Source organism: Streptomyces sp. NPDC014861, assembly GCF_043081625.1.
In the GTDB taxonomy this organism is placed as follows: domain Bacteria; phylum Actinomycetota; class Actinomycetes; order Streptomycetales; family Streptomycetaceae; genus Streptomyces.
This window is the reverse complement of the sequence record NZ_JBIBWV010000004.1, coordinates 143361-162524: the sequence shown is the minus strand read 5'-3', so window position 1 is coordinate 162524 and position 19164 is coordinate 143361. Positions and strand designations below refer to the sequence as shown.

The 19164-nt window shown below is 72.9% G+C and carries 14 protein-coding genes; 10 read left to right on the top strand and 4 right to left on the bottom strand.

Going from position 1 to position 19164, the window contains the following annotated elements; all coding sequences use genetic code 11:
• Positions 1–77: 77 nt before the first annotated feature.
• A complete protein-coding gene (locus ACF1BN_RS10260) occupies positions 78–1106 on the top strand; it encodes a TerC family protein (protein ID WP_392331151.1) in 1029 nt (342 codons plus the stop codon).
• Positions 1107–1191: 85 nt separating this feature from the next.
• On the opposite strand, the gene ACF1BN_RS10255 is transcribed toward ACF1BN_RS10260, so the two are convergent.
• The 3 genes from ACF1BN_RS10255 to ACF1BN_RS10245 form a co-directional block, all read right to left on the bottom strand.
• Positions 1192–2478 (bottom strand): MFS transporter, encoded by a 1287-nt coding sequence (locus tag ACF1BN_RS10255; RefSeq protein WP_392331454.1) that lies wholly within the window; start codon positions 2476–2478, stop codon positions 1192–1194.
• A 140-nt stretch (positions 2479–2618) separates the two neighbouring features.
• Complete coding sequence (locus ACF1BN_RS10250; protein ID WP_392331150.1) at positions 2619–3275, bottom strand: MBL fold metallo-hydrolase; 657 nt, start codon at positions 3273–3275, stop codon at positions 2619–2621.
• Positions 3276–3394: 119 nt separating this feature from the next.
• On the bottom strand, positions 3395–4084 hold the full coding sequence (locus ACF1BN_RS10245) for a maleylpyruvate isomerase family mycothiol-dependent enzyme (protein WP_392331149.1): 690 nt from the start codon (positions 4082–4084) through the stop codon (positions 3395–3397).
• A gap of 209 nt (positions 4085–4293) precedes the next feature.
• Between ACF1BN_RS10245 and uvrA the strand changes: the two genes are divergently transcribed.
• Positions 4294–7356, top strand: a complete 3063-nt coding sequence (gene uvrA, locus ACF1BN_RS10240; protein ID WP_392331148.1) for an excinuclease ABC subunit UvrA — start codon at positions 4294–4296, stop codon at positions 7354–7356.
• Between the two features lie 285 nt (positions 7357–7641).
• Positions 7642–8079 carry a Rieske (2Fe-2S) protein gene (locus ACF1BN_RS10235; RefSeq protein WP_392331147.1) on the top strand — a complete coding sequence of 146 codons (438 nt, stop codon included), beginning with the start codon at positions 7642–7644 and terminating at the stop codon, positions 8077–8079.
• Positions 8080–8094: 15 nt separating this feature from the next.
• Here the strand turns inward: ACF1BN_RS10235 and ACF1BN_RS10230 are convergent, their stop codons facing one another.
• A complete protein-coding gene (locus tag ACF1BN_RS10230; protein ID WP_392331146.1) occupies positions 8095–9024 on the bottom strand; it encodes a hypothetical protein in 930 nt (309 codons plus the stop codon).
• Positions 9025–9269: 245 nt separating this feature from the next.
• Between ACF1BN_RS10230 and ACF1BN_RS10225 the strand changes: the two genes are divergently transcribed.
• From ACF1BN_RS10225 to ACF1BN_RS10195, 7 genes are all read left to right on the top strand, one after another.
• Positions 9270–9902: a papain-like cysteine protease family protein gene (locus ACF1BN_RS10225; RefSeq protein ID WP_392331145.1), complete on the top strand. Its 633-nt coding sequence runs from the start codon at positions 9270–9272 to the stop codon at positions 9900–9902.
• A 2-nt stretch (positions 9903–9904) separates the two neighbouring features.
• Positions 9905–10756: a hypothetical protein gene (locus tag ACF1BN_RS10220; protein ID WP_392331144.1), complete on the top strand. Its 852-nt coding sequence runs from the start codon at positions 9905–9907 to the stop codon at positions 10754–10756.
• Between the two features lie 155 nt (positions 10757–10911).
• Positions 10912–12894, top strand: coding sequence for an excinuclease ABC subunit UvrC (gene uvrC, locus ACF1BN_RS10215; protein WP_392331143.1), 1983 nt, complete (start codon positions 10912–10914; stop codon positions 12892–12894).
• On the top strand, positions 12891–13925 hold the full coding sequence (rapZ, locus tag ACF1BN_RS10210) for an RNase adapter RapZ (RefSeq protein ID WP_392331142.1): 1035 nt from the start codon (positions 12891–12893) through the stop codon (positions 13923–13925). The genes uvrC and rapZ overlap by 4 nt, the downstream gene beginning before the upstream one ends.
• A complete protein-coding gene (gene yvcK, locus ACF1BN_RS10205) occupies positions 13922–14962 on the top strand; it encodes a uridine diphosphate-N-acetylglucosamine-binding protein YvcK (protein ID WP_392331141.1) in 1041 nt (346 codons plus the stop codon). The genes rapZ and yvcK overlap by 4 nt, the downstream gene beginning before the upstream one ends.
• On the top strand, positions 14953–15942 hold the full coding sequence (gene whiA / locus ACF1BN_RS10200) for a DNA-binding protein WhiA (protein WP_030746080.1): 990 nt from the start codon (positions 14953–14955) through the stop codon (positions 15940–15942). The genes yvcK and whiA overlap by 10 nt, the downstream gene beginning before the upstream one ends.
• Positions 15943–16163: 221 nt before the next feature.
• On the top strand, positions 16164–19118 hold the full coding sequence (locus ACF1BN_RS10195; protein ID WP_392331140.1) for a M14 family zinc carboxypeptidase: 2955 nt from the start codon (positions 16164–16166) through the stop codon (positions 19116–19118).
• Positions 19119–19164: the final 46 nt, after the last annotated feature.

Genomic DNA, 19164 nt, shown 5'->3' with positions numbered 1-19164 from the left:
CCCGGGTGGAAGAGACCTCCGGCAGCGACGACGCTGATCAGTAGCCGTACGAAGCCGGAGGCGCAGTGGACGTTTCTATGACCATCTGGGTGCTGACCATTCTTGGTCTGTGTGCCCTGATCGCGGTCGACTTCTTCATCGGGCGCAAGCCCCATGACGTGTCGGTCAAGGAAGCCGGGATCTGGACCGTCGTCTGGATCGTGCTCGCCGTGCTCTTCGGCGTCGGTGTCACGATCTGGGGCGGCGGACAGGCGGGCGGCGAGTTCTTCGCGGGCTTCATCACGGAGAAGTCGCTCAGCGTGGACAACCTCTTCGTGTTCATCCTGATCATGGCGAAGTTCGCCGTGCCGTCCCATCTGCAGCAGCGGGTCCTGCTCTTCGGCGTGCTCATCGCCCTGGTCCTGCGGGCGATCTTCATCGCGGCCGGTGCCGCGATCATCGCGAGCTTCTCGTGGGTCTTCTACATCTTCGGCGCCTTCCTCATCTACACCGCCTGGAAGCTCGTCAAGGAGGCCATGTCCGACGAGGACGAGGACGACTGGAACGAGAACCGCCTGCTGAAGTCCATCGAGAAGAAGTTCGGCGTCGCGGACCGCTACCACGGCACCAAGCTCTTCGTCGTGCAGCACGGCAAGAAGGTCATGACGCCGCTCTTCGTCGTCATGCTGGCCATCGGCATGACCGACGTGCTGTTCGCGATGGACTCGATCCCCGCGATCTTCGGCCTGACCCAGGACCCGTACATCGTCTTCACGGCCAACGCCTTCGCCCTGATGGGCCTGCGCCAGCTGTACTTCCTCATCGGCGGTCTGCTGAAGAAGCTGGTCCACCTCAGCTACGGCCTGTCGGTGATCCTCGGCTTCATCGGCGTGAAGCTGGTCCTGCACGCCCTGCACGAGTCCGGTGTGCACGTGCCGGAGATCTCCATCCCGGTCTCCCTCGGGGTCATCCTGGGCGTCCTGGTCATCACCACGATCACCAGCCTGATCGCCTCCAAGAAGCAGTCCGAGAAGGCCGCCCTGGAGGCGGCCGAGAAGGACGCGGCGACGGACGGTGCTCCGGACGCGACGAAGGACGACGCGGGGAAGACCGGCGTCGACGCCTGACCCTCCCGCACGAACGGCGACGGCCGGCCCGGGCATCCCGCCCGGGCCGGCCGTCGCCGTTCGCGTACCCCCGCGCCCGCAGGCCCTAGACGGGCACCTTCTCGGGCGTCCGGGCGGGGCTGCGCTCCGGGAGCGTCTCCGGCAGGAGGGCGAAGCAGCCGAGGCTCACCAGGGCCACCACCGTCAGGTAGGCGGCCACGCCCCAGGGAGGGCCGTCGCCGCCCTCGGAGAGCGTGGTGGCCACGATCGGCGTCAGCGCCCCGCCGAGCACGCCCGCGAGGTTGTAGCCCACCGCCGCGCCCGTGCAGCGCACCCGGGGCTCGTACAGCTCCGGCAGGTACGCGGCGACCACCGAGAACATCGTGATGAAGGCCAGCAGCGCCCCCAGGAAGCCCAGGAACATCAGCAGCGGCCGTCCGGTGTGCAGCAGCGCCACCAGCGGGAACATCCACAGCGCGGCCGCCGCGCAGCCGGCCAGGCAGAGCGGCCGGCGGCCCCAGCGGTCGCCCAGCAGTGCCAGGAACGGCGTGACGGCGCCCTTCACCGCCACCGCCGCCATCACGCAGACCAGCATCACCGCACTGCTCACCCCGAGCCGCTCGGTGCCGTACGCCAGGGCCCAGGTGGAGACCGTGTAGAAGATCGCGTACCCCACGGCGAGGGCCCCGGCGGTCAGCAGGACGAGCCGCCAGTGGTCGCGCGCCACCTCGGCGAGCGGGGCGCTCGCCCGCCGCCCGGACGCGGACAGCTCCTCGAACTGCGGGGTCTCGGCGAGCGAGGAGCGCAGCAGCAGCCCGGCGGCGGCGAGCAGGCCCGCCGCCCAGAACGGCACCCGCCAGCCCCAGGAGCGGAAGTCGGCGTCGCTCAGTCCCGCGGTGAGCGCCAGCATCACGCCGTTCGCGAGGAGGAAGCCGACCGCGGGGCCGATCTGCGGGAAGCTCGCCCACAGCGCCCGGCGGTGCGGCGGGGCGTGCTCGGCGGTCAGCAGGACGGCCCCGCCCCACTCGCCGCCGAGCCCGAGTCCCTGGAGGAAGCGGAGCACGAGCAGCAGCAGCGGAGCGGCGACGCCGATCGTGTCGTACGTGGGGACGCAGCCGACGGCGACCGTGGCGCAGCCGGTCAGCAGCAGGGAGGCGAGGAGCACGGGCCGGCGCCCGTGCCGGTCCCCGATGTGCCCGAAGAGGACCGAGCCCATGGGGCGGGAGAGGAAGCCGACGGCGAAGGTGCCGAAGGCGGCGAGGGTCCCGGCGAGCGGGGAGAAGGTCGGGAAGAAGAGCGGCCCGAGGACGAGGGCGGCGGCCGTCCCGTAGACGAAGAAGTCGAAGAACTCGATGGCGGTGCCGACGAGGGACGCGGCGGCGAGCCGGGGCATCGAGGGGGTGGGACGGGCCGCCGGGGGCGACGGAGCGTGACTGGGGTGCATGTGCCGCCAACTACCCGGCCACCGTCACGGTTACGGGGGCGTACGGGAGCGCCCCCGGCGGTACCGGGGGCGCTTCGGCGCCGGGCGGCTCACCAGCCGCGCTCGCGCCACTCCGGGAGGTGCGGGCGCTCGTCACCGAGCGTGGTGTCCTTGCCGTGGCCGGGATAGACCCAGGTCTCGTCCGGCAGCGCGGCGAAGAACTTGGTCTCGACGTCGTGCAGCAGGCTCGCGAAGGAGTCCGGGCCCTGCCAGGTCTTGCCGACCCCGCCGGGGAAGAGGCAGTCGCCGGGGAAGAGGTGCGGATGGCCGTGCGGGTCGTCGTAGATCAGCGCGATCGAGCCGGGGGTGTGGCCGACGATGTGGCGGGCGGTGAGCTCCACCTCGCCCACGCGGATCGTGTCGCCGTCCTCCACCAGGACGTCGGTGGCGATCGGGATGCCCTCGGCGTCGTACGCGCCCGCGTACGTGGTGGCGCCGGTGGCGGCGACCACCTCGCCCAGGGCCTGCCAGTGGTCGCCGTGCCGGTGGGTGGTGACGACGGAGGCGATGCCGTCGTCACCGATCAGCGTGAGCAGGGTCGCCGCCTCGGCGGCGGCGTCGATCAGCAGCTGCTGACCGGTGGCCCGGCAGCGCAGCAGGTACGCGTTGTTCTCCATCGGGCCGACCGCGACCTTGGAGATCATCAGGTCCTTGAGCTCGTGGACGTCGGCCGGACCGCCCACCCTCACCGCTCCGCTGTAGGTCATGGGCTCAGCCTAGCTCCGCCCGCCGACCGCGGTCCCGGGGAGGCGGCCGGGGCGGCCCCTTCCGGACTCCGTCGCCCTCCGGGGCCGCATCCTCCGGATCCCGTCGCCCCCGGGGCGGCCTAGAGCGGCGGGAGCTGGGGGAGCGGGCCGCCCTCGGTCTTGAGCGCCGAGCCGTCGCGGCGGCCGGCGAGCCAGCCGAGGAGCTCGGGTGCGGATCCGGAGACGCCCACGGAGGCGCCCTCGGCCCCGCCGCCGGTCGTCCACATCCGCCCGTCGTCGGCGCGGAGGCCCGTGGAGGGGACGGACGGGTGCCCGGCGAACCGCTCGGCGAGGAAGTCGATCTCACGCTGGACGAACTCCTCGGGGAGGTCCTCCAGCTCGTAGCCGCAGTCGAGGTCCACGTGGTGCAGGGCGACCTCCACCCAGCGGCGGAAGGGGATCCGGGAGGCGCTGTCGGTGACGCCGTTGCGCAGCTCGACGGTGCGGCTCCAGTCGGGGACGGCGGCCGCGGCGGCGCGGAAGCCCTCGGCCGTCCCGCGGAGGTCGGCGAGCTGGGCGTCGAGGGGGCGGGGGGCGTCGCGCTCGATGTCCGCCTCGCGCGTCTCGGCGCTCGCGTACATGGGCCGGCCCTCGAGGACGTTCACCAGGGCGTCGGCGTTCCGGGCCAGGTGGGCGAGGACGTGGCCACGCGTCCAGCCGGGAAGCCGTGACGGCTCGGCGACGCGGGCGTTGTCCCAGGAGGCGGCTTCGGTCAGCAGTCGCTCGGTCGCTTCGCGCAGGGAGGCGAGGTCGCGCTCGTGGTCGATCATGGCGCCGACCCTAGCGCCGACCACTCGATCGGGTGAAGCAGGCAGGCGAAGCCCGGAAATCGAATGTACGTGCTATAGGGTCGGTGACGGCAACCGACGACCGAGGAAGCATCCGGCATCCTTGGTTGTTGAGTGCTTCGGGTGCTCGGGCGGAACAGCCCAGGCGCACCCGCTCTCCATCCGCTCTCTCAAGAAAGGTGCGGACCGGCGTGGCCGACCGTCTCATCGTCCGTGGCGCGCGCGAGCACAACCTCAAGAACGTCTCGCTCGACCTCCCCCGTGACTCCCTCATCGTCTTCACCGGGCTCTCGGGATCGGGCAAGTCCTCCCTCGCGTTCGACACGATCTTCGCCGAGGGGCAGCGCCGGTACGTCGAGTCGCTCTCCTCGTACGCCCGGCAGTTCCTCGGCCAGATGGACAAGCCGGACGTGGACTTCATCGAGGGCCTCTCGCCCGCGGTCTCCATCGACCAGAAGTCGACCTCGCGCAACCCGCGCTCCACGGTCGGCACCATCACCGAGGTCTACGACTACCTCCGCCTGCTCTTCGCCCGCATCGGCAAGCCGCACTGTCCCGAGTGCCGCCGGCCGATCTCCCGCCAGTCGCCGCAGGCCATCGTCGACAAGGTCCTGGAGCTCCCCGAGGGAAGCCGCTTCCAGGTGCTGTCGCCGCTGGTGCGCGAGCGCAAGGGCGAGTTCGTCGACCTCTTCGCCGACCTCCAGACCAAGGGCTACAGCCGCGCCCGGGTGGACGGGACGACGATCCAGCTCAGCGAGCCGCCGACGCTCAAGAAGCAGGAGAAGCACACCATCGAGGTGGTCGTCGACCGCCTCACCGTGAAGGACGGCGCCAAGCGCCGTCTCACCGACTCCGTCGAGACCGCCCTCGGGCTCTCCGGCGGCATGGTCGTGCTCGACTTCGTGGACCTCGCGGAGGACGACCCCGAGCGCGAGAAGATGTACTCGGAGCACCTCTACTGCCCGTACGACGACCTCTCCTTCGAGGAGCTGGAGCCCCGCTCCTTCTCCTTCAACTCGCCCTTCGGCGCCTGCCCGGACTGCACCGGCATCGGCACCCGCATGGAGGTCGACCCCGAGCTGGTCGTCCCGGACGAGGAGAAGTCCCTCGACGAGGGCGCGATCCACCCGTGGTCCCACGGCCACACCAAGGAGTACTTCGGCCGGATGATCGACGGGCTCTCCCAGGCCCTCGGCTTCCGCACCGACATCCCCTACGCGGGGCTCCCGCAGCGGGCCAAGAAGGCCCTGATGCACGGCCACAAGACGCAGATCGAGGTCCGCTACCGGAACAGGTACGGGCGCGAGCGCGCGTGGACCAGCCCCGCCTTCGAGGGCGCGGTCTCCTTCGTGAAGCGGCGCCACAGCGAGGCGGAGAGCGACTCCAGCCGGGAGCGCTTCGAGGGCTACATGCGCGAGGTGCCCTGCCCCACCTGCCACGGCACCCGGCTCAAGCCGATCGTGCTCGCGGTCACCGTGATGGACCGGTCCATCGCCGAGGTCTCCGCCATGTCCATCAGCGACTGCGCCGAGTTCCTCTCCCGCCTGCGGCTCAACGCCCGCGACAAGCAGATCGCCGAGCGGGTCCTCAAGGAGGTCAACGAGCGGCTCCGCTTCCTCGTCGACGTCGGCCTCGACTACCTCTCGCTCAACCGTGCGGCCGGCACGCTCTCCGGCGGTGAGGCCCAGCGCATCCGGCTCGCCACCCAGATCGGCTCCGGCCTGGTCGGCGTGCTCTACGTCCTCGACGAGCCGTCCATCGGCCTCCACCAGCGTGACAACCACCGCCTGATCGAGACCCTGGTCCGCCTCCGCGACATGGGCAACACGCTCATCGTCGTCGAGCACGACGAGGACACCATCAAGGTCGCCGACTGGGTGGTGGACATCGGCCCCGGCGCCGGTGAGCACGGCGGCAAGGTCGTCCACTCCGGCACCTTGAAGGAGCTCCTGGCCAACGAGGAGTCGATGACCGGGCAGTACCTGTCCGGCCGCCGGGCCATCACCACCCCGGACGTCCGCCGGCCCCTCGACCCCGGCCGGATGCTCACCGTGCACGGCGCCCGGGAGAACAACCTGCGGGACATCGACGTCTCCTTCCCGCTCGGCGTCCTGACCGCCGTCACCGGTGTCTCCGGCTCCGGCAAGTCGACCCTGGTCAACGACATCCTCTACACCCACCTCGCGCGCGAGCTGAACGGCGCGAAGACGGTGCCCGGGCGCCACACGCGCGTGGAGGGCGACGACCTCGTCGACAAGGTCGTGCACGTCGACCAGTCGCCGATCGGCCGCACCCCGCGCTCCAACCCGGCGACGTACACCGGCGTCTTCGACCACGTCCGCAAGCTCTTCGCGGAGACGATGGAGGCGAAGGTCAGGGGCTATCTGCCCGGCCGCTTCTCCTTCAACGTCAAGGGCGGCCGCTGCGAGAACTGCTCCGGCGACGGCACCATCAAGATCGAGATGAACTTCCTCCCGGACGTGTACGTGCCGTGCGAGGTCTGTCACGGGGCCCGGTACAACCGGGAGACCCTGGAGGTCCACTACAAGGGCAAGTCCATCGCCGAGGTGCTGGACATGCCGATCGAGGAGGCCCTGGGCTTCTTCGAGGCCGTCCCCACGATCGCCCGCCACCTGCGGACGCTCAACGAGGTCGGACTCGGCTACGTCCGGCTCGGGCAGTCGGCGCCGACGCTGTCCGGCGGCGAGGCGCAGCGCGTCAAGCTCGCCTCCGAGCTCCAGAAGCGCTCGACCGGCCGCACGGTCTACGTGCTGGACGAGCCGACCACCGGTCTCCACTTCGAGGACATCTCGAAGCTGATCACGGTGCTGTCGGGCCTGGTCGACAAGGGCAATTCGGTGATCGTCATCGAGCACAACCTCGACGTCATCAAGACCGCCGACTGGATCATCGACATGGGCCCCGAGGGCGGCAGCGGCGGCGGCATGGTCGTCGCCGAGGGCACCCCCGAGGAGGTCGCCTCGGAGCCGGCCAGCCACACCGGCAAGTTCCTCCGCGAGATCCTCGGCGCCGACCGGATCAGCGACGCGGGCGTGCCCGCGCCGCGCGGGACGGCGAGGAAGGCGGCGGCCAAGAAGACCGCGGCGAAGAAGGCCCCGGCCAGGAGGACCGCCGCGAAGAAGGCGGCCGAGGCGGCGGAGGCGGCGCCCGCGAAGGCGGCGAAGACCGCCAAGACGGCCAAGACCGCCAAGACCGCGAAGAAGGCGACGGCCACCCGCGCCCGCAAGGCGTGACGCCCACCGGCCCGCCCCGCTCCCGCTCGCAGGGGACCGGGGCGGGCCGGCGTGGGTCGGAGGAGCTGGATGCGCGCCCCCGAGGGCGGGTGGTCGGGGGAGTCGGGGGTACGGCTCCGAGGGGCCTCGTGCCCGGGTTCGTGACGGCCCGGGGGCCGGCGTGCGGGGGCCGTCGGGGGTGGGCCCGCGGAGAGCGGGCCTCTATCAGGGTCCCGGGTCGAAACCGGCCGAAAGGGCGCGGGTATCGTCGGGGGGACCACCCCGTCGCCGTCCCGTGGAGCGCTCATGTCCGGCCAGTCCACCCGCCGCACCGTCCTGAAGGGTGCCGCTCTCGCCGGTGCCGCCGGGCTGGGAGTCGCCGCCTGCTCCACCGAGTCCAAGCTGGGCCACGCCGGGGTGCCGACGCCCACCGCGCCGGTCCCCCTCGGCTCGCCGGACGAGGTCCCGGTCGGCGGCGCCAAGCTCTACCGCGAGCAGAAGCTCCTGGTGAGCTGCCCCGCCAAGGGCGAGTACAAGGCCTTCAGCGCCCAGTGCACCCACGCCGGCTGCGTCCTCGACAAGATCGAGGACAACGAGGGCAACTGCCCCTGCCACGGCAGCCGCTTCGACGTGACCACCGGCAAGGCCCTCAAGGGCCCCGCCACCGTCCCGCTCCCCGCCGTCGAGGTCCGCGTCGAGGGCGGCAGGCTGGTCGCCGGACCGAAGTCCGCGCCCACCGCCTGACCCGGCGCCGGGGCGTCAGTCCCAGTCCCAGTCGATCCCCAGGATCCCGGGACGCACCCCCTGCTCCACGAGGTGCACCGTGCGGTGCCGGCCGCCGAGCGTCAGCTCCGTACGGCCACCGCGCGGCGCGCCCGCCGACGCCTGGGCGAAGCGCCGGCACCGTACCGGCAGCGCCGCCTCGTCGAAGGCGACCTGGAGCACGTACTGGCCGCCCGCGAAGCTGAAGCCGCGCACGTACTCGCCGCTCGGACCGGCCGTCCCGTCCTCGAAGCCGTACGAGAAGAGATGCGTGTCGCCGGCCCGCAGCCGCGCGTCGAAGAGCAGCTCGGCCACGAGCACCCCCGTCTCCGCGTGCCACCGCACCCGCCCCGTACGGCAGTTCTCCACCGCCCGCACGCGCACGCGGGACGGATCGCAGCCGGGGTCGCCGTGGTGGATCGCGAGGTAGCGGTCCACGCCGTCCCGGTGCGCGCGCACCACGTGCTGGGACGCGCGCCCCACCAGCTCCCTGGCCGGCCCGACGCGTACCCGCTCGTGGTGGCCGACCGTGTGCAGCCCGCCGTCGGCCGGTGACTCCAGCTCCGCGAACAGCTCCTCCACCGCCCCCGACGCCTCCACCAGCGAGCGGTACGAGCGGCCGGCCGGCCGCTCCACGCCCTCCCGGGCCGCCGCGTCCTCCGTCAGCAGCCGCAGCAGCGAGTTCCCCGGCAGCTGGAGCACCTCCTCCAGGGCCCGGACCGCCTTCAGCGACTCCGGCCGCTGCGGCCTGCGGGCGCCCTGCTGCCAGTAGCTCAGCGAGGTCACCCCGACCTTCACGCCCCGGTGGGCGAGATGGTGCTGGACGCGCTGGAGCGGCAGCCCGCGCACGGCCAGCGCGGTGCGCAGGGCCAGGTGGAAGGGGCCGGTGTGCAGCAGCTGCACCAGATCGGCCTCGGTGTGGCTCACACGGGCTCCTCGGTGAACGTTCACGCCCGGAGCGCGGACCGGCGCGGCCCGGGCGGCGGGCGGGCTGGTGGGCGGCGGCCGCGCGTTCACACCCGCGCCACACCGTTCACAGCCCGATGTCACCCCGCATTGAAGCGTGTTGACCCGCTCCCGACAACGACCGATGCTCCAAGCGGTGTCCGGACGCCACCCCCACCCCCCACGCACCCCCCACCATCCCCACCCCCGCACTGGGAGGAACCCCCATGCGCAGACGACTCCAGAACGGGAGGAGGGGCCTCGTGGCGTTCGCCGCCGCCGCGCTCCTCCTCGTCCCCACCGCGGCCTCGGCGTCCGCCGCGCCGGCCCCCGCCGACACCACCGCGGCCACCCCGGCCGCCGCGCCCGCCGCGGTCCTCGCCTCCAAGCGCCTGAACATCACCATGCAGGCCCAGCAGAAGACCAACTGGTGCTGGGCGGCCGGCGGCAACACCATCGCCACCTGGTTCGGCCGCGGCTACAGCCAGAACCAGTTCTGCAACGCAGCCTTCCAGCGGCAGCAGGGCTACGACTGCCCCAACTGGCAGGCCACCCTCGCCAACGTCCAGACCGGCCTCTCCTGGGCGGGCATCCGCCCCGGCTCGTACGTCGACGGCTGGCTGCGCTACGCCACCGTGCAGACCGAGATCAACGCCGACCGGCCGATCGAGACCCGCATCCAGTGGTCCAGCGGCGGCGGGCACATGCACGTGGTGTACGGCTACGACGACGCCAACAGCTGGGTGTACTGGGGAGACCCGTGGGTTTCCAGCGATCGCTACAACTGGGCCTCCCACGCGTGGTACGTCAACAACGCCTCCTTCTCCTGGACCCACTCCCTCTACCGGATCGGGGCGTGATCATGACCACCACGGCACTCGCGACCGGGGCCGCCGCGCTCCTCGCCCTCGGCCTCGCGGCCCCCGCCGCCGCGGCCGCCCCCGGCACCGACCCGCTGCCGGCCGCGCCGACCGCCGAGCAGGCCGCCGCGGCGCCGGAGACGCTGGCCACCCTGGGCCGCTTCTTCGCCCGCGACGGGGCGCTCGCCCGCACCGCCGCGGAGCCCCGGATATCCGGCGCGTCCGTCCCGGTGCGGATCCTCGCCGCGGACTTCGTCGCCGGCACGGCGGGCGCGCCCGTGGCCCGCGAGGAGTACCGGGCCAGCCTCGCCGTCGCCGCCGACGGGCAGAAGGCGGCCCTGTGGACGGTGAAGCGCCCGGACGGCTGGCAGGTGGTGAACATCGCCACCGGCGACGACGAGATCCGGTACGCGCGCGAAGGCGCCCGGAGACTCCCCGGCGGCCTCGTCTTCCGCGAACCGCAGATCGACGCCTGGTTCGTCCAGAAGGGCGCGAAGGTGCTGCCGCTGGACGAGGACGCGGTGACGGCCGTCGGGAAGAACGGGACGACCCTCACCGCCTACCGCGACCGGGTCACGCGCGCGTACGCCGACAAGCTCCCCGGCTCCGCCTACGCGCGCAAGGGCGCGGCGGGCGGCTACGCCCCCGAGGCGCCGGTCCCCGCGCCCGCAGGGGCCCCGGCACCGGCCCCCGGGCCCCGCTCGCCGGCCACGGCCGCGGAGGCCCGCCACCAGCCGGCCGCGGCCACCGCCGCCTCCACGATCGCCGCCCTCGGCGCCGTGGTCGCCCTCGCCCTGACCGCCGCCGCGGCCCTCCGCCGCCGCGCGACCGCCCGCCGCGCCCAGGGCTTCTGACCCCGGCCCGGAACCCCTCCCGCCCGGCCCACGAGGCCGCCCGCCGGCACCGGCGGCCCGGGACGCCCACGAGGCGGCCCGGGCCGTCGGGCGGGGCGCCCGGAACCCCCGTGCGCCCGTCCTCCGTGTCGGTCCCCGCCAGTAGGGTGGGGGCCATGGCCGACCCCTCCAGCTACCGCCCCAAGCCGGGTCAGATCCCGGACTCGCCGGGTGTCTACAAGTTCCGGGACGAGCACCGGCGGGTGATCTACGTCGGGAAGGCGAAGTCGCTGAAGCAGCGGCTGGCCAACTACTTCCAGCCGATCGTGAGCCTCCACCCGCGGACCGCCACCATGGTGACCACGGCCGCCTCCGTGGAGTGGACGGTGGTCTCGACCGAGGTCGAGGCGCTCCAGCTGGAGTACACCTGGATCAAGGAGTACGACCCCCGGTTCAACGTCAAGTACCGGGACGACAAGAGCTACCCCTACCTCGCGGTCACGCTCAACGAGGAGTTCCCGCGCGTCCAGGTCATGCGCGGCCACAAGAAGAAGGGCGTCCGGTACTTCGGGCCGTACGCGCACGCGTGGGCGATCCGCGAGACCGTCGACCTGATGCTGCGGGTCTTCCCCGTGCGGACCTGCTCGGCCGGCGTGTTCCGGAACGCCGCCTCGGCCGGCCGGCCCTGCCTCCTCGGCTACATCGGCAAGTGCTCGGCCCCCTGCGTCGGCCGGGTCGCTCCCGAGGAGCACCGGGAACTGGCCGACGAGTTCTGCGACTTCATGGCTGGCCGCACCGGCACCTACATCCGCCGCCTGGAGAAGCAGATGATGGTGGCGGCGGAGGACATGGAGTACGAGAGGGCGGCCCGGCTCCGCGACGACATAGAGGCGCTGCGCCGCGCCATGGAGAAGAGCGCCGTCGTCCTCGCCGACGCCACCGACGCCGACCTCATCGCCCTCGCCGAGGACGAGCTGGAGGCCGCCGTCCAGATCTTCCACGTCCGCGGCGGACGCGTCCGCGGCCAGCGCGGCTGGGTCACCGACAAGGTCGAGGCCGTCTCCACCGCCGGCCTCGTCGAGCACGCCCTCCAGCAGCTCTACGGCGAGGAGAGCGGCGACGCCGTCCCCAAGGAGGTCCTGGTCCCGGCGCTGCCCGACGACGCCGAGGCCGTCACCCAGTGGCTGACCGGCCGCCGCGGGTCCAACGTCTCCCTGCGCATCCCGCAGCGCGGCGACAAGAAGGACCTGATGGCGACCGTCGCCCGCAACGCCCAGCAGGCCCTCGTCCTCCACAAGACCAAGCGCGCCAGCGACCTCACCACCCGCTCCCGCGCCCTGGAGGAGATCGCCGAGGCCCTGGACCTGGAGTCGGCGCCGCTGCGCATCGAGTGCTTCGACATCTCCCACCTCCAGGGCGAGGACGTCGTCGCCTCCATGGTCGTCTTCGAGGACGGGCTGCCCCGCAAGAGCGAGTACCGCCGCTTCCAGATCAAGGGCTTCGAGGGCCAGGACGACGTCCGCTCCATGCACGAGGTCATCGGCCGCCGCTTCCGCCGCTACCTCGCCGAGAAGGAGAGGACGGGGGAGTGGGGCGAGGAGGGCGAGGTCGCGGTGGACGAGGCCGGCGACGACGGCAGGCCCAAGCGCTTCGCCTACCCGCCGCAGCTCGTCGTCGTCGACGGCGGACAGCCCCAGGTCGCCGCGGCCCGCCGCGCGCTCGACGAGCTCGGCATCGACGACGTCGCCGTCTGCGGCCTCGCCAAGCGCCTGGAGGAGGTCTGGCTGCCCGGCGACGACGACCCCGTGGTCCTGCCCCGCTCCAGCGAGGGCCTGTACCTCCTCCAGCGGGTCCGTGACACGGCTCACGATTTCGCCATCCGCTACCAGCGCTCCAAGCGGACCAAACGGCTCCGGAGCAGCCCCCTGGACGCCGTCCCCGGCCTCGGCGACACGCGCAAACAGGCGCTGATCAAGCATTTCGGCTCGGTGAAGCGGCTGAAGCAGGCGACAATCGAGCAGATCTGTGAGGTCCCCGGCTTCGGCCGGAAGACCGCGGAGGCGGTCGCCGTGGCCCTGGCGCAGGCGGCCCCCGCCGCACCCGCCGTGAACACGGCCACAGGAGAGATCATGGAAGACGACGGGGGCACCACCGCATGACCGACCGCCACCCCGGCGACGGGCACCGACAGCAGGACGCACACGGTCCTGACGACACGCACCACCCGCGCGACGGGCACCACGAGCACGACGGGCACCACCGAGAAGACGGAGCAGGACACGTGAGTACGGGCACGAAGGAGACCGCGGGCGACAACGGCGCCGAGGCGGCCATCCCCGAGCTGGTGATCATCTCCGGCATGTCCGGAGCCGGCCGGTCCACCGCGGCGAAGTGTCTGGAGGACCTCGGCTGGTTCGTCGTGGACAACCTGCCGCCCGCGCTGATCCCCACGATGGTGGAGCTCGGCGCCCGCTCCCAGGGCAACGTCGCCAGGATCGCCGTCGTCGTCGACGTCCGCGGCCGGCAGTTCTTCGACGCGCTCCGGGAGTCCCTCGCCGACCTCGACGCCAAGCAGGTCACCCGCCGGATCGTCTTCCTGGAGTCCTCCGACGAGGCCCTCGTCCGCCGCTTCGAGTCGGTCCGCCGCCCCCACCCCCTCCAGGGCGACGGCCGCATCGTCGACGGCATCGCCGCCGAGCGCGACCTGCTGCGCGAGCTGCGCGGCGACGCCGACCTGGTCATCGACACCTCCAGCCTCAACGTCCACGAGCTGCGCGCCAAGATGGACGCCCAGTTCGCCGGCGAGGAGGAGCCCGAGCTGCGGGCCACCGTCATGTCCTTCGGCTTCAAGTACGGCCTGCCGGTCGACGCCGACCTCGTCGTCGACATGCGCTTCCTGCCCAACCCGCACTGGGTCCCCGAGCTGCGCCCCTACACCGGCCTGAACGAGGAGGTGGCGAACTACGTCTACAACCAGCCCGGCGCCAAGGAGTTCCTGGACCGCTACACCGAGCTGCTCCAGCTGATCGCCGCCGGCTACCGCCGCGAGGGCAAGCGGTACGTCACCATCGCCGTCGGCTGCACCGGCGGCAAGCACCGCTCCGTCGCCACCGCCGAGAAGCTCGCCGCCCGCATCGCCGCCGAGGGCGTCGAGACCGTGGTCGTCCACCGCGACATGGGGCGCGAGTGAAGCCGTACCGCCGGCGCTCCTCCTCCACGCTCTCGGTGCGGCGGACGCTCCGCAGGCGCGGCGCCCAGCCGAAGGTCGTCGCCCTCGGCGGCGGCATGGGCCTCTCCGCCTCCCTCGCCGCGCTGCGGCGGATCACCGGCGACCTGACGGCCGTCGTCACCGTCGCCGACGACGGCGGCTCCAGCGGCCGGCTCCGGGAGGAGCTGGGCGTGCTGCCCCCGGGCGACCTGCGCAAGGCGCTCGCCGCGCTCTGCGGCGACGACGACTGGGGCCAGACCTGGGCCCGGGTCATCCAGCACCGCTTCCGGTCCAAGGGCGAGATGGGCGGCCACGCCGTCGGCAACCTGCTGATCGTCGCCCTCTGGGAGCAGCTCGGCGGCGATCCCGTGCAGGCCCTCGACCTGGTCGGCCGGCTGCTCGGCGCCCAGGGCCGGGTGCTGCCCATGTCCGCCGTGCCGCTGGAGCTCCAGGCCCTGGTCAAGGGGCACGACCCGGAGCGCCCGGAGGACGTGGACACGGTCCGCGGCCAGGCCACCGTGGCGCTCACCCCGGGCGAGGTGCAGTCCGTGCACCTGGTGCCGCACGACCCGCCGGCCGTGCCGGAGGCCGTCGCCGCGGTCCTCGACGCGGACTGGGTCGTCCTCGGCCCGGGCTCCTGGTTCTCCTCCGTGATCCCGCACCTGCTCGTGCCCGAACTGCTCGACGCGCTGGTCGAGACGAAGGCCCGCAAGGTGCTCTCGCTGAACCTCGCGCCCCAGCCCGGAGAAACAGAGGGCTTCTCCCCGCAGCGTCATTTGGAGGTTTTGGGACGACACGCCCCTAAACTCGCCCTGGACGTGGTGCTGGCCGAGGAGGCCGCCGTGCCCGACGTGTCAGCCAGGGAACCCCTCGTCGACGCCGCCAAGCGGCTCGGCGCCGCGCTGGAGCTGGCGCCGGTGGCCCGGGCCGACGGCTCTCCGAAGCACGACCCGGAGCGCCTGGCCGCCGCGTACGACCGTATTTTTCGGATGCATGGAAGGATCGGCCCATGGCGATGACGGCAGCGGTGAAGGACGAGATCTCCCGGCTTCCCGTCACCCGGACCTGCTGCAGGAAGTCGGAGGTCTCCTCGATCCTGCGGTTCGCGGGCGGTCTGCACCTGGTCAGCGGCCGGATCGTGATCGAGGCGGAGCTCGACACGGCGATGGCGGCCCGGCGGCTGAAGCGGGACATCCTGGAGATCTTCGGGCACAGCTCGGAACTGATCGTGATGGCCCCCGGCGGGCTGCGGCGCGGCTCCCGCTTCGTCGTGCGCGTGGTGGCCGGCGGCGACCAGCTGGCCCGGCAGACCGGCCTGGTCGACGGCCGGGGCCGGCCCATCCGGGGCCTTCCCCCGCAGGTCGTCTCCGGGGCCACCTGTGACGCCGAGGCGGCCTGGCGGGGCGCCTTCCTCGCCCACGGCTCGCTCACCGAGCCCGGCCGCTCCTCCTCCCTGGAGGTCACCTGCCCGGGCCCCGAGGCCGCGCTCGCCCTGGTCGGCGCCGCCCGCCGGCTCTCCATCGCCGCGAAGGCCCGCGAGGTCCGCGGCGTGGACCGGGTCGTCGTCCGGGACGGTGACGCCATCGGCGCCCTGCTCACCCGGCTCGGCGCGCACGAGTCGGTGCTGGCCTGGGAGGAGCGGCGGATGCGCCGCGAGGTCCGCGCCACCGCCAACCGGCTGGCCAACTTCGACGACGCCAACCTGCGCCGCTCGGCCCGCGCCGCCGTCGCGGCCGGCGCCCGGGTGCAGCGCGCCCTGGAGATCCTGGGCGAGGAGGTGCCGGAGCACCTCGCCGCGGCCGGCCGGCTGCGCATGGAGCACAAGCAGGCGTCCCTGGAGGAGCTGGGCGCGCTCGCCGACCCGCCGCTCACCAAGGACGCGGTGGCCGGCCGGATCCGCCGGCTGCTCGCCATGGCCGACAAGCGGGCGCAGGACCTGGGCATCCCCGGCACCGAGTCGAACCTGACGGAGGAGCTGGACGAGAGCCTGGTCGGCTGAGTCCGGCACCCGGTCCGCACGGCCCCCGCCCCACTCGGGACGGGGGCCGTCCGCGTACCACCGGAGGCGTGAACTCCGGCGCGACCGAACACTTCTGACGCCCCATCGGCATTCGTGTGGCACACGCCTCCCACCGCGAGGCGCCCTTGACAGGCCCATGGGCGCCCATGAGCCTGGCATCCGTTCTTCTTCGTGACGGATCACATCGAGGGGGGCTCACAATGAGACGAAGGGCGCGCGCGATCCTCGCCGCCGCTTCACTGCTGATCGCCGGGCTCGCGGCGGCACCCGCCGCCGGAGCGCGGCCGGTCGACCCGGAGGGCGGCGACGCCCTCTCCGTATGGCGGGCCACGGTCACCAAGGAGCAGGTACCGCTCCTCCTGGAGGCCGGCACCGACGGGCACGAACTGACCGAGCAGGTGCCCGAGCGCGGCACCGTCACCGTCGAGCTGTACCTCACCGAGGCGCAGGCAGGGGCACTGCGCGACCAGGGCGTCCCGGTCGCCGAGCACGATCCGGGACCGGCCGCCGCCCAGCGGTCGGCCGCCGCCGGTGACGGCGTCTTCCGCCCCTACGGCGGCCCCGGCGGCCTCAAGGCGGAGCTCCTCGCCACCGCCGCCGCCCACCCCGGCCTCACCAAGGTCGTCTCGATCGGCAAGACCCTCAAGGGCCAGGACATCCTCGCCGTCAAGGTCAGCAAGGGCGCCCGCACGGCGAAGGACGGCAGCAGGCCGGCCACGCTGTACCTCTCCAACCAGCACGCCCGCGAGTGGATCACCCCGGAGATGACGCGGCGGCTGTTCCACCACTACCTCGACAACTACGGCACCGACGAGCGGATCACCCGCATCGTCGACACCACCGAGGTGTGGTTCGTGCTCTCCGCCAACCCCGACGGCTACGACTTCACCCACGCCGACCCGGCCAACCGCCAGTGGCGCAAGAACCTCCGTGACAACGACGGCGACGGCACCGTCGGCGCCGCCGACGGCGTCGACCTCAACCGGAACTTCGCCTACAAGTGGGGCTACGACGACGAGGGTTCGTCCCCCGACCCGGCCGACGAGACGTTCCGCGGCAAGGGCCCCATGTCCGAGCCGGAGACCCGCGCCCTCGACGCCTTCCAGAAGCGCATCGGCTTCTCGTACGGCATCAACTACCACTCCGCCGCCCAGCTCCTGCTGTACGGAGTCGGCTGGCAGGTCGCCACCGACACCCCCGACGACACCCCGCTGAAGGCGCTCGCCGGGACCCCGGAGAAGTCCGCCGTCCCCGGCTACCGGCCGCAGGTCTCCTCCGAGCTGTACATCACCAACGGCGAGGCCGACGGACACGCCGCCAACGTCAACGGCATGCAGATGTTCACCCCGGAGATGTCCACCTGCGCCACCGCCTCCCGGGTCGACCCGGACGACGCCTGGGAGGCCGGCGACTGCGCCTCCGTCTTCACCTTCCCCGACGACGAGAAGCTGATCCAGGCCGAGTTCGCCAAGAACATCCCCTTCGCGCTCGCCGTCGCCGAGTCCGCCGCGCGCCCCGACGACCCGGTCTCCCCGGTCGGCGCCCCGGCCCCGGCCCTCACCCCCGACACCTTCGCCACCTCCTACGCCGCCGCCGGCGAGGAGCAGCAGGTCGCCGTCACCGCCCGCAAGTCGCTGCGCGCCAAGACCCTCCACTACCGGATCAACGGCGGACGCACCCACCGCTCCGGGGTCGAGGCGTGGGACGGCGGCGAGACCTACGGCGGCGAGGACAACCTGTACTACGACCAGTACCGGGGCGAGGTGCGGGGCGCCCGGCCCGGCGACTCCGTCGAGGTCTGGTTCACCGCCCGCGGCCGCGACGGCAGGACCACCGCCACCACCCCCTTCACCTACGAGGTCGCCGACCGCGCCCGCGGTGACGTCCTCGTCCTCGCCGAGGAGGGCGGGACGAGCGCCGCACGGCACACCGGCACGTACGTGAGGGCGCTCGCCGCGACCGGCCGCGGGGCGGCCGTCTGGGACGTCGCCACCCAGGGCACCCCGCACGCCCTCGGCGCCCTCTCCCACTTCCGCACCGTCGTCTGGTACACCGGCGCCGAGCGCCCCACCGGGGCCGTCCAGCTCGCCGTCCGCTCCTACCTCAACGAGGGCGGCAAGCTGGTCAACGCCGGCGAGAAGACCGGCGGGCTCACCCGGGTCGGCCGGGCCGAGACCAACGACTTCGCCCAGTACTGGCTCGGCGCCTACCACCGCGCCGGGCTGAACGGCCCGTCCTCCTTCGCCGGAGCCGGCCGCCTCGCGGGACCGCCGACCGGGCTCGGCGCCGCCGAGGGCAACCCGCTCGACCACGCCGGCGCCTACACCGTCACCTCCGACACCCTCGACCCGAAGCGGTTCCCGCAGTTCGCCTCCAGCGCCCCGGCCGGCGACTACCCGGGCCTGCGCACCCCCTTCGAACCGGCCGAGGGCAGCACCTTCGCCGCCGTCCGGCACGCCGACGACGCCTGGGCCCGGCTCACCCGGACCGTCGACCTCACCGGCACCGCCGCCGCCGACGGCCCCCGGCTCGACTTCCAGGTCAGCCACGACACCGAGCCCGGCTACGACAACCTCGTCGTCGAGGCCCGGACCGCGGGCCAGGACGACTGGACCACCCTGCCCGACCGCAACGGCGGCACCTCGGCCGAACCGCCCGCCGACTGCGGCGAGGGCTACTACCTGAAGCTCCACCCCGCCCTCGGCCGCTACCTCGCCCTCGGCGAGGACGGCTGCGCGCCCACCGGCACCACCGGCGCCTGGAACGCCTTCACCGGCCCCTCCAACGGCTGGCGGCAGGCCTCCGTCGACCTCTCCGCCTACGCGGGCAAGCAGGTCGAGCTCTCCCTCTCCTACGTCTCCGACCCCGGCACCGGCGAGACCGGCGCCTTCGTCGACGACGTCCGGCTCGTCACCGCGGCCGGCACCGAGCGAGAGGGCTTCGAGAGCTCCTTCGGCGCCTGGACCGTGCCCGGCGCCCCGGCCGGCAGCCCCGGCAACACCGCCGACTGGACCCGCTCGCCGGCCCTGTTCCACTCCGTCGCCGCCGTCACCACCCGTGACACCGTCCTCCTCGGCTTCGGCCTGGAGCACGTCGGCTCCGCGGCCGAACGGCAGCGGCTGCTCACCCGAGCCCTCACCGCGCTCCGCCGCTGACGGAGAGTAGTGGGGCCGAAGGTCCCAAGACGGCCCGTACCCGTTG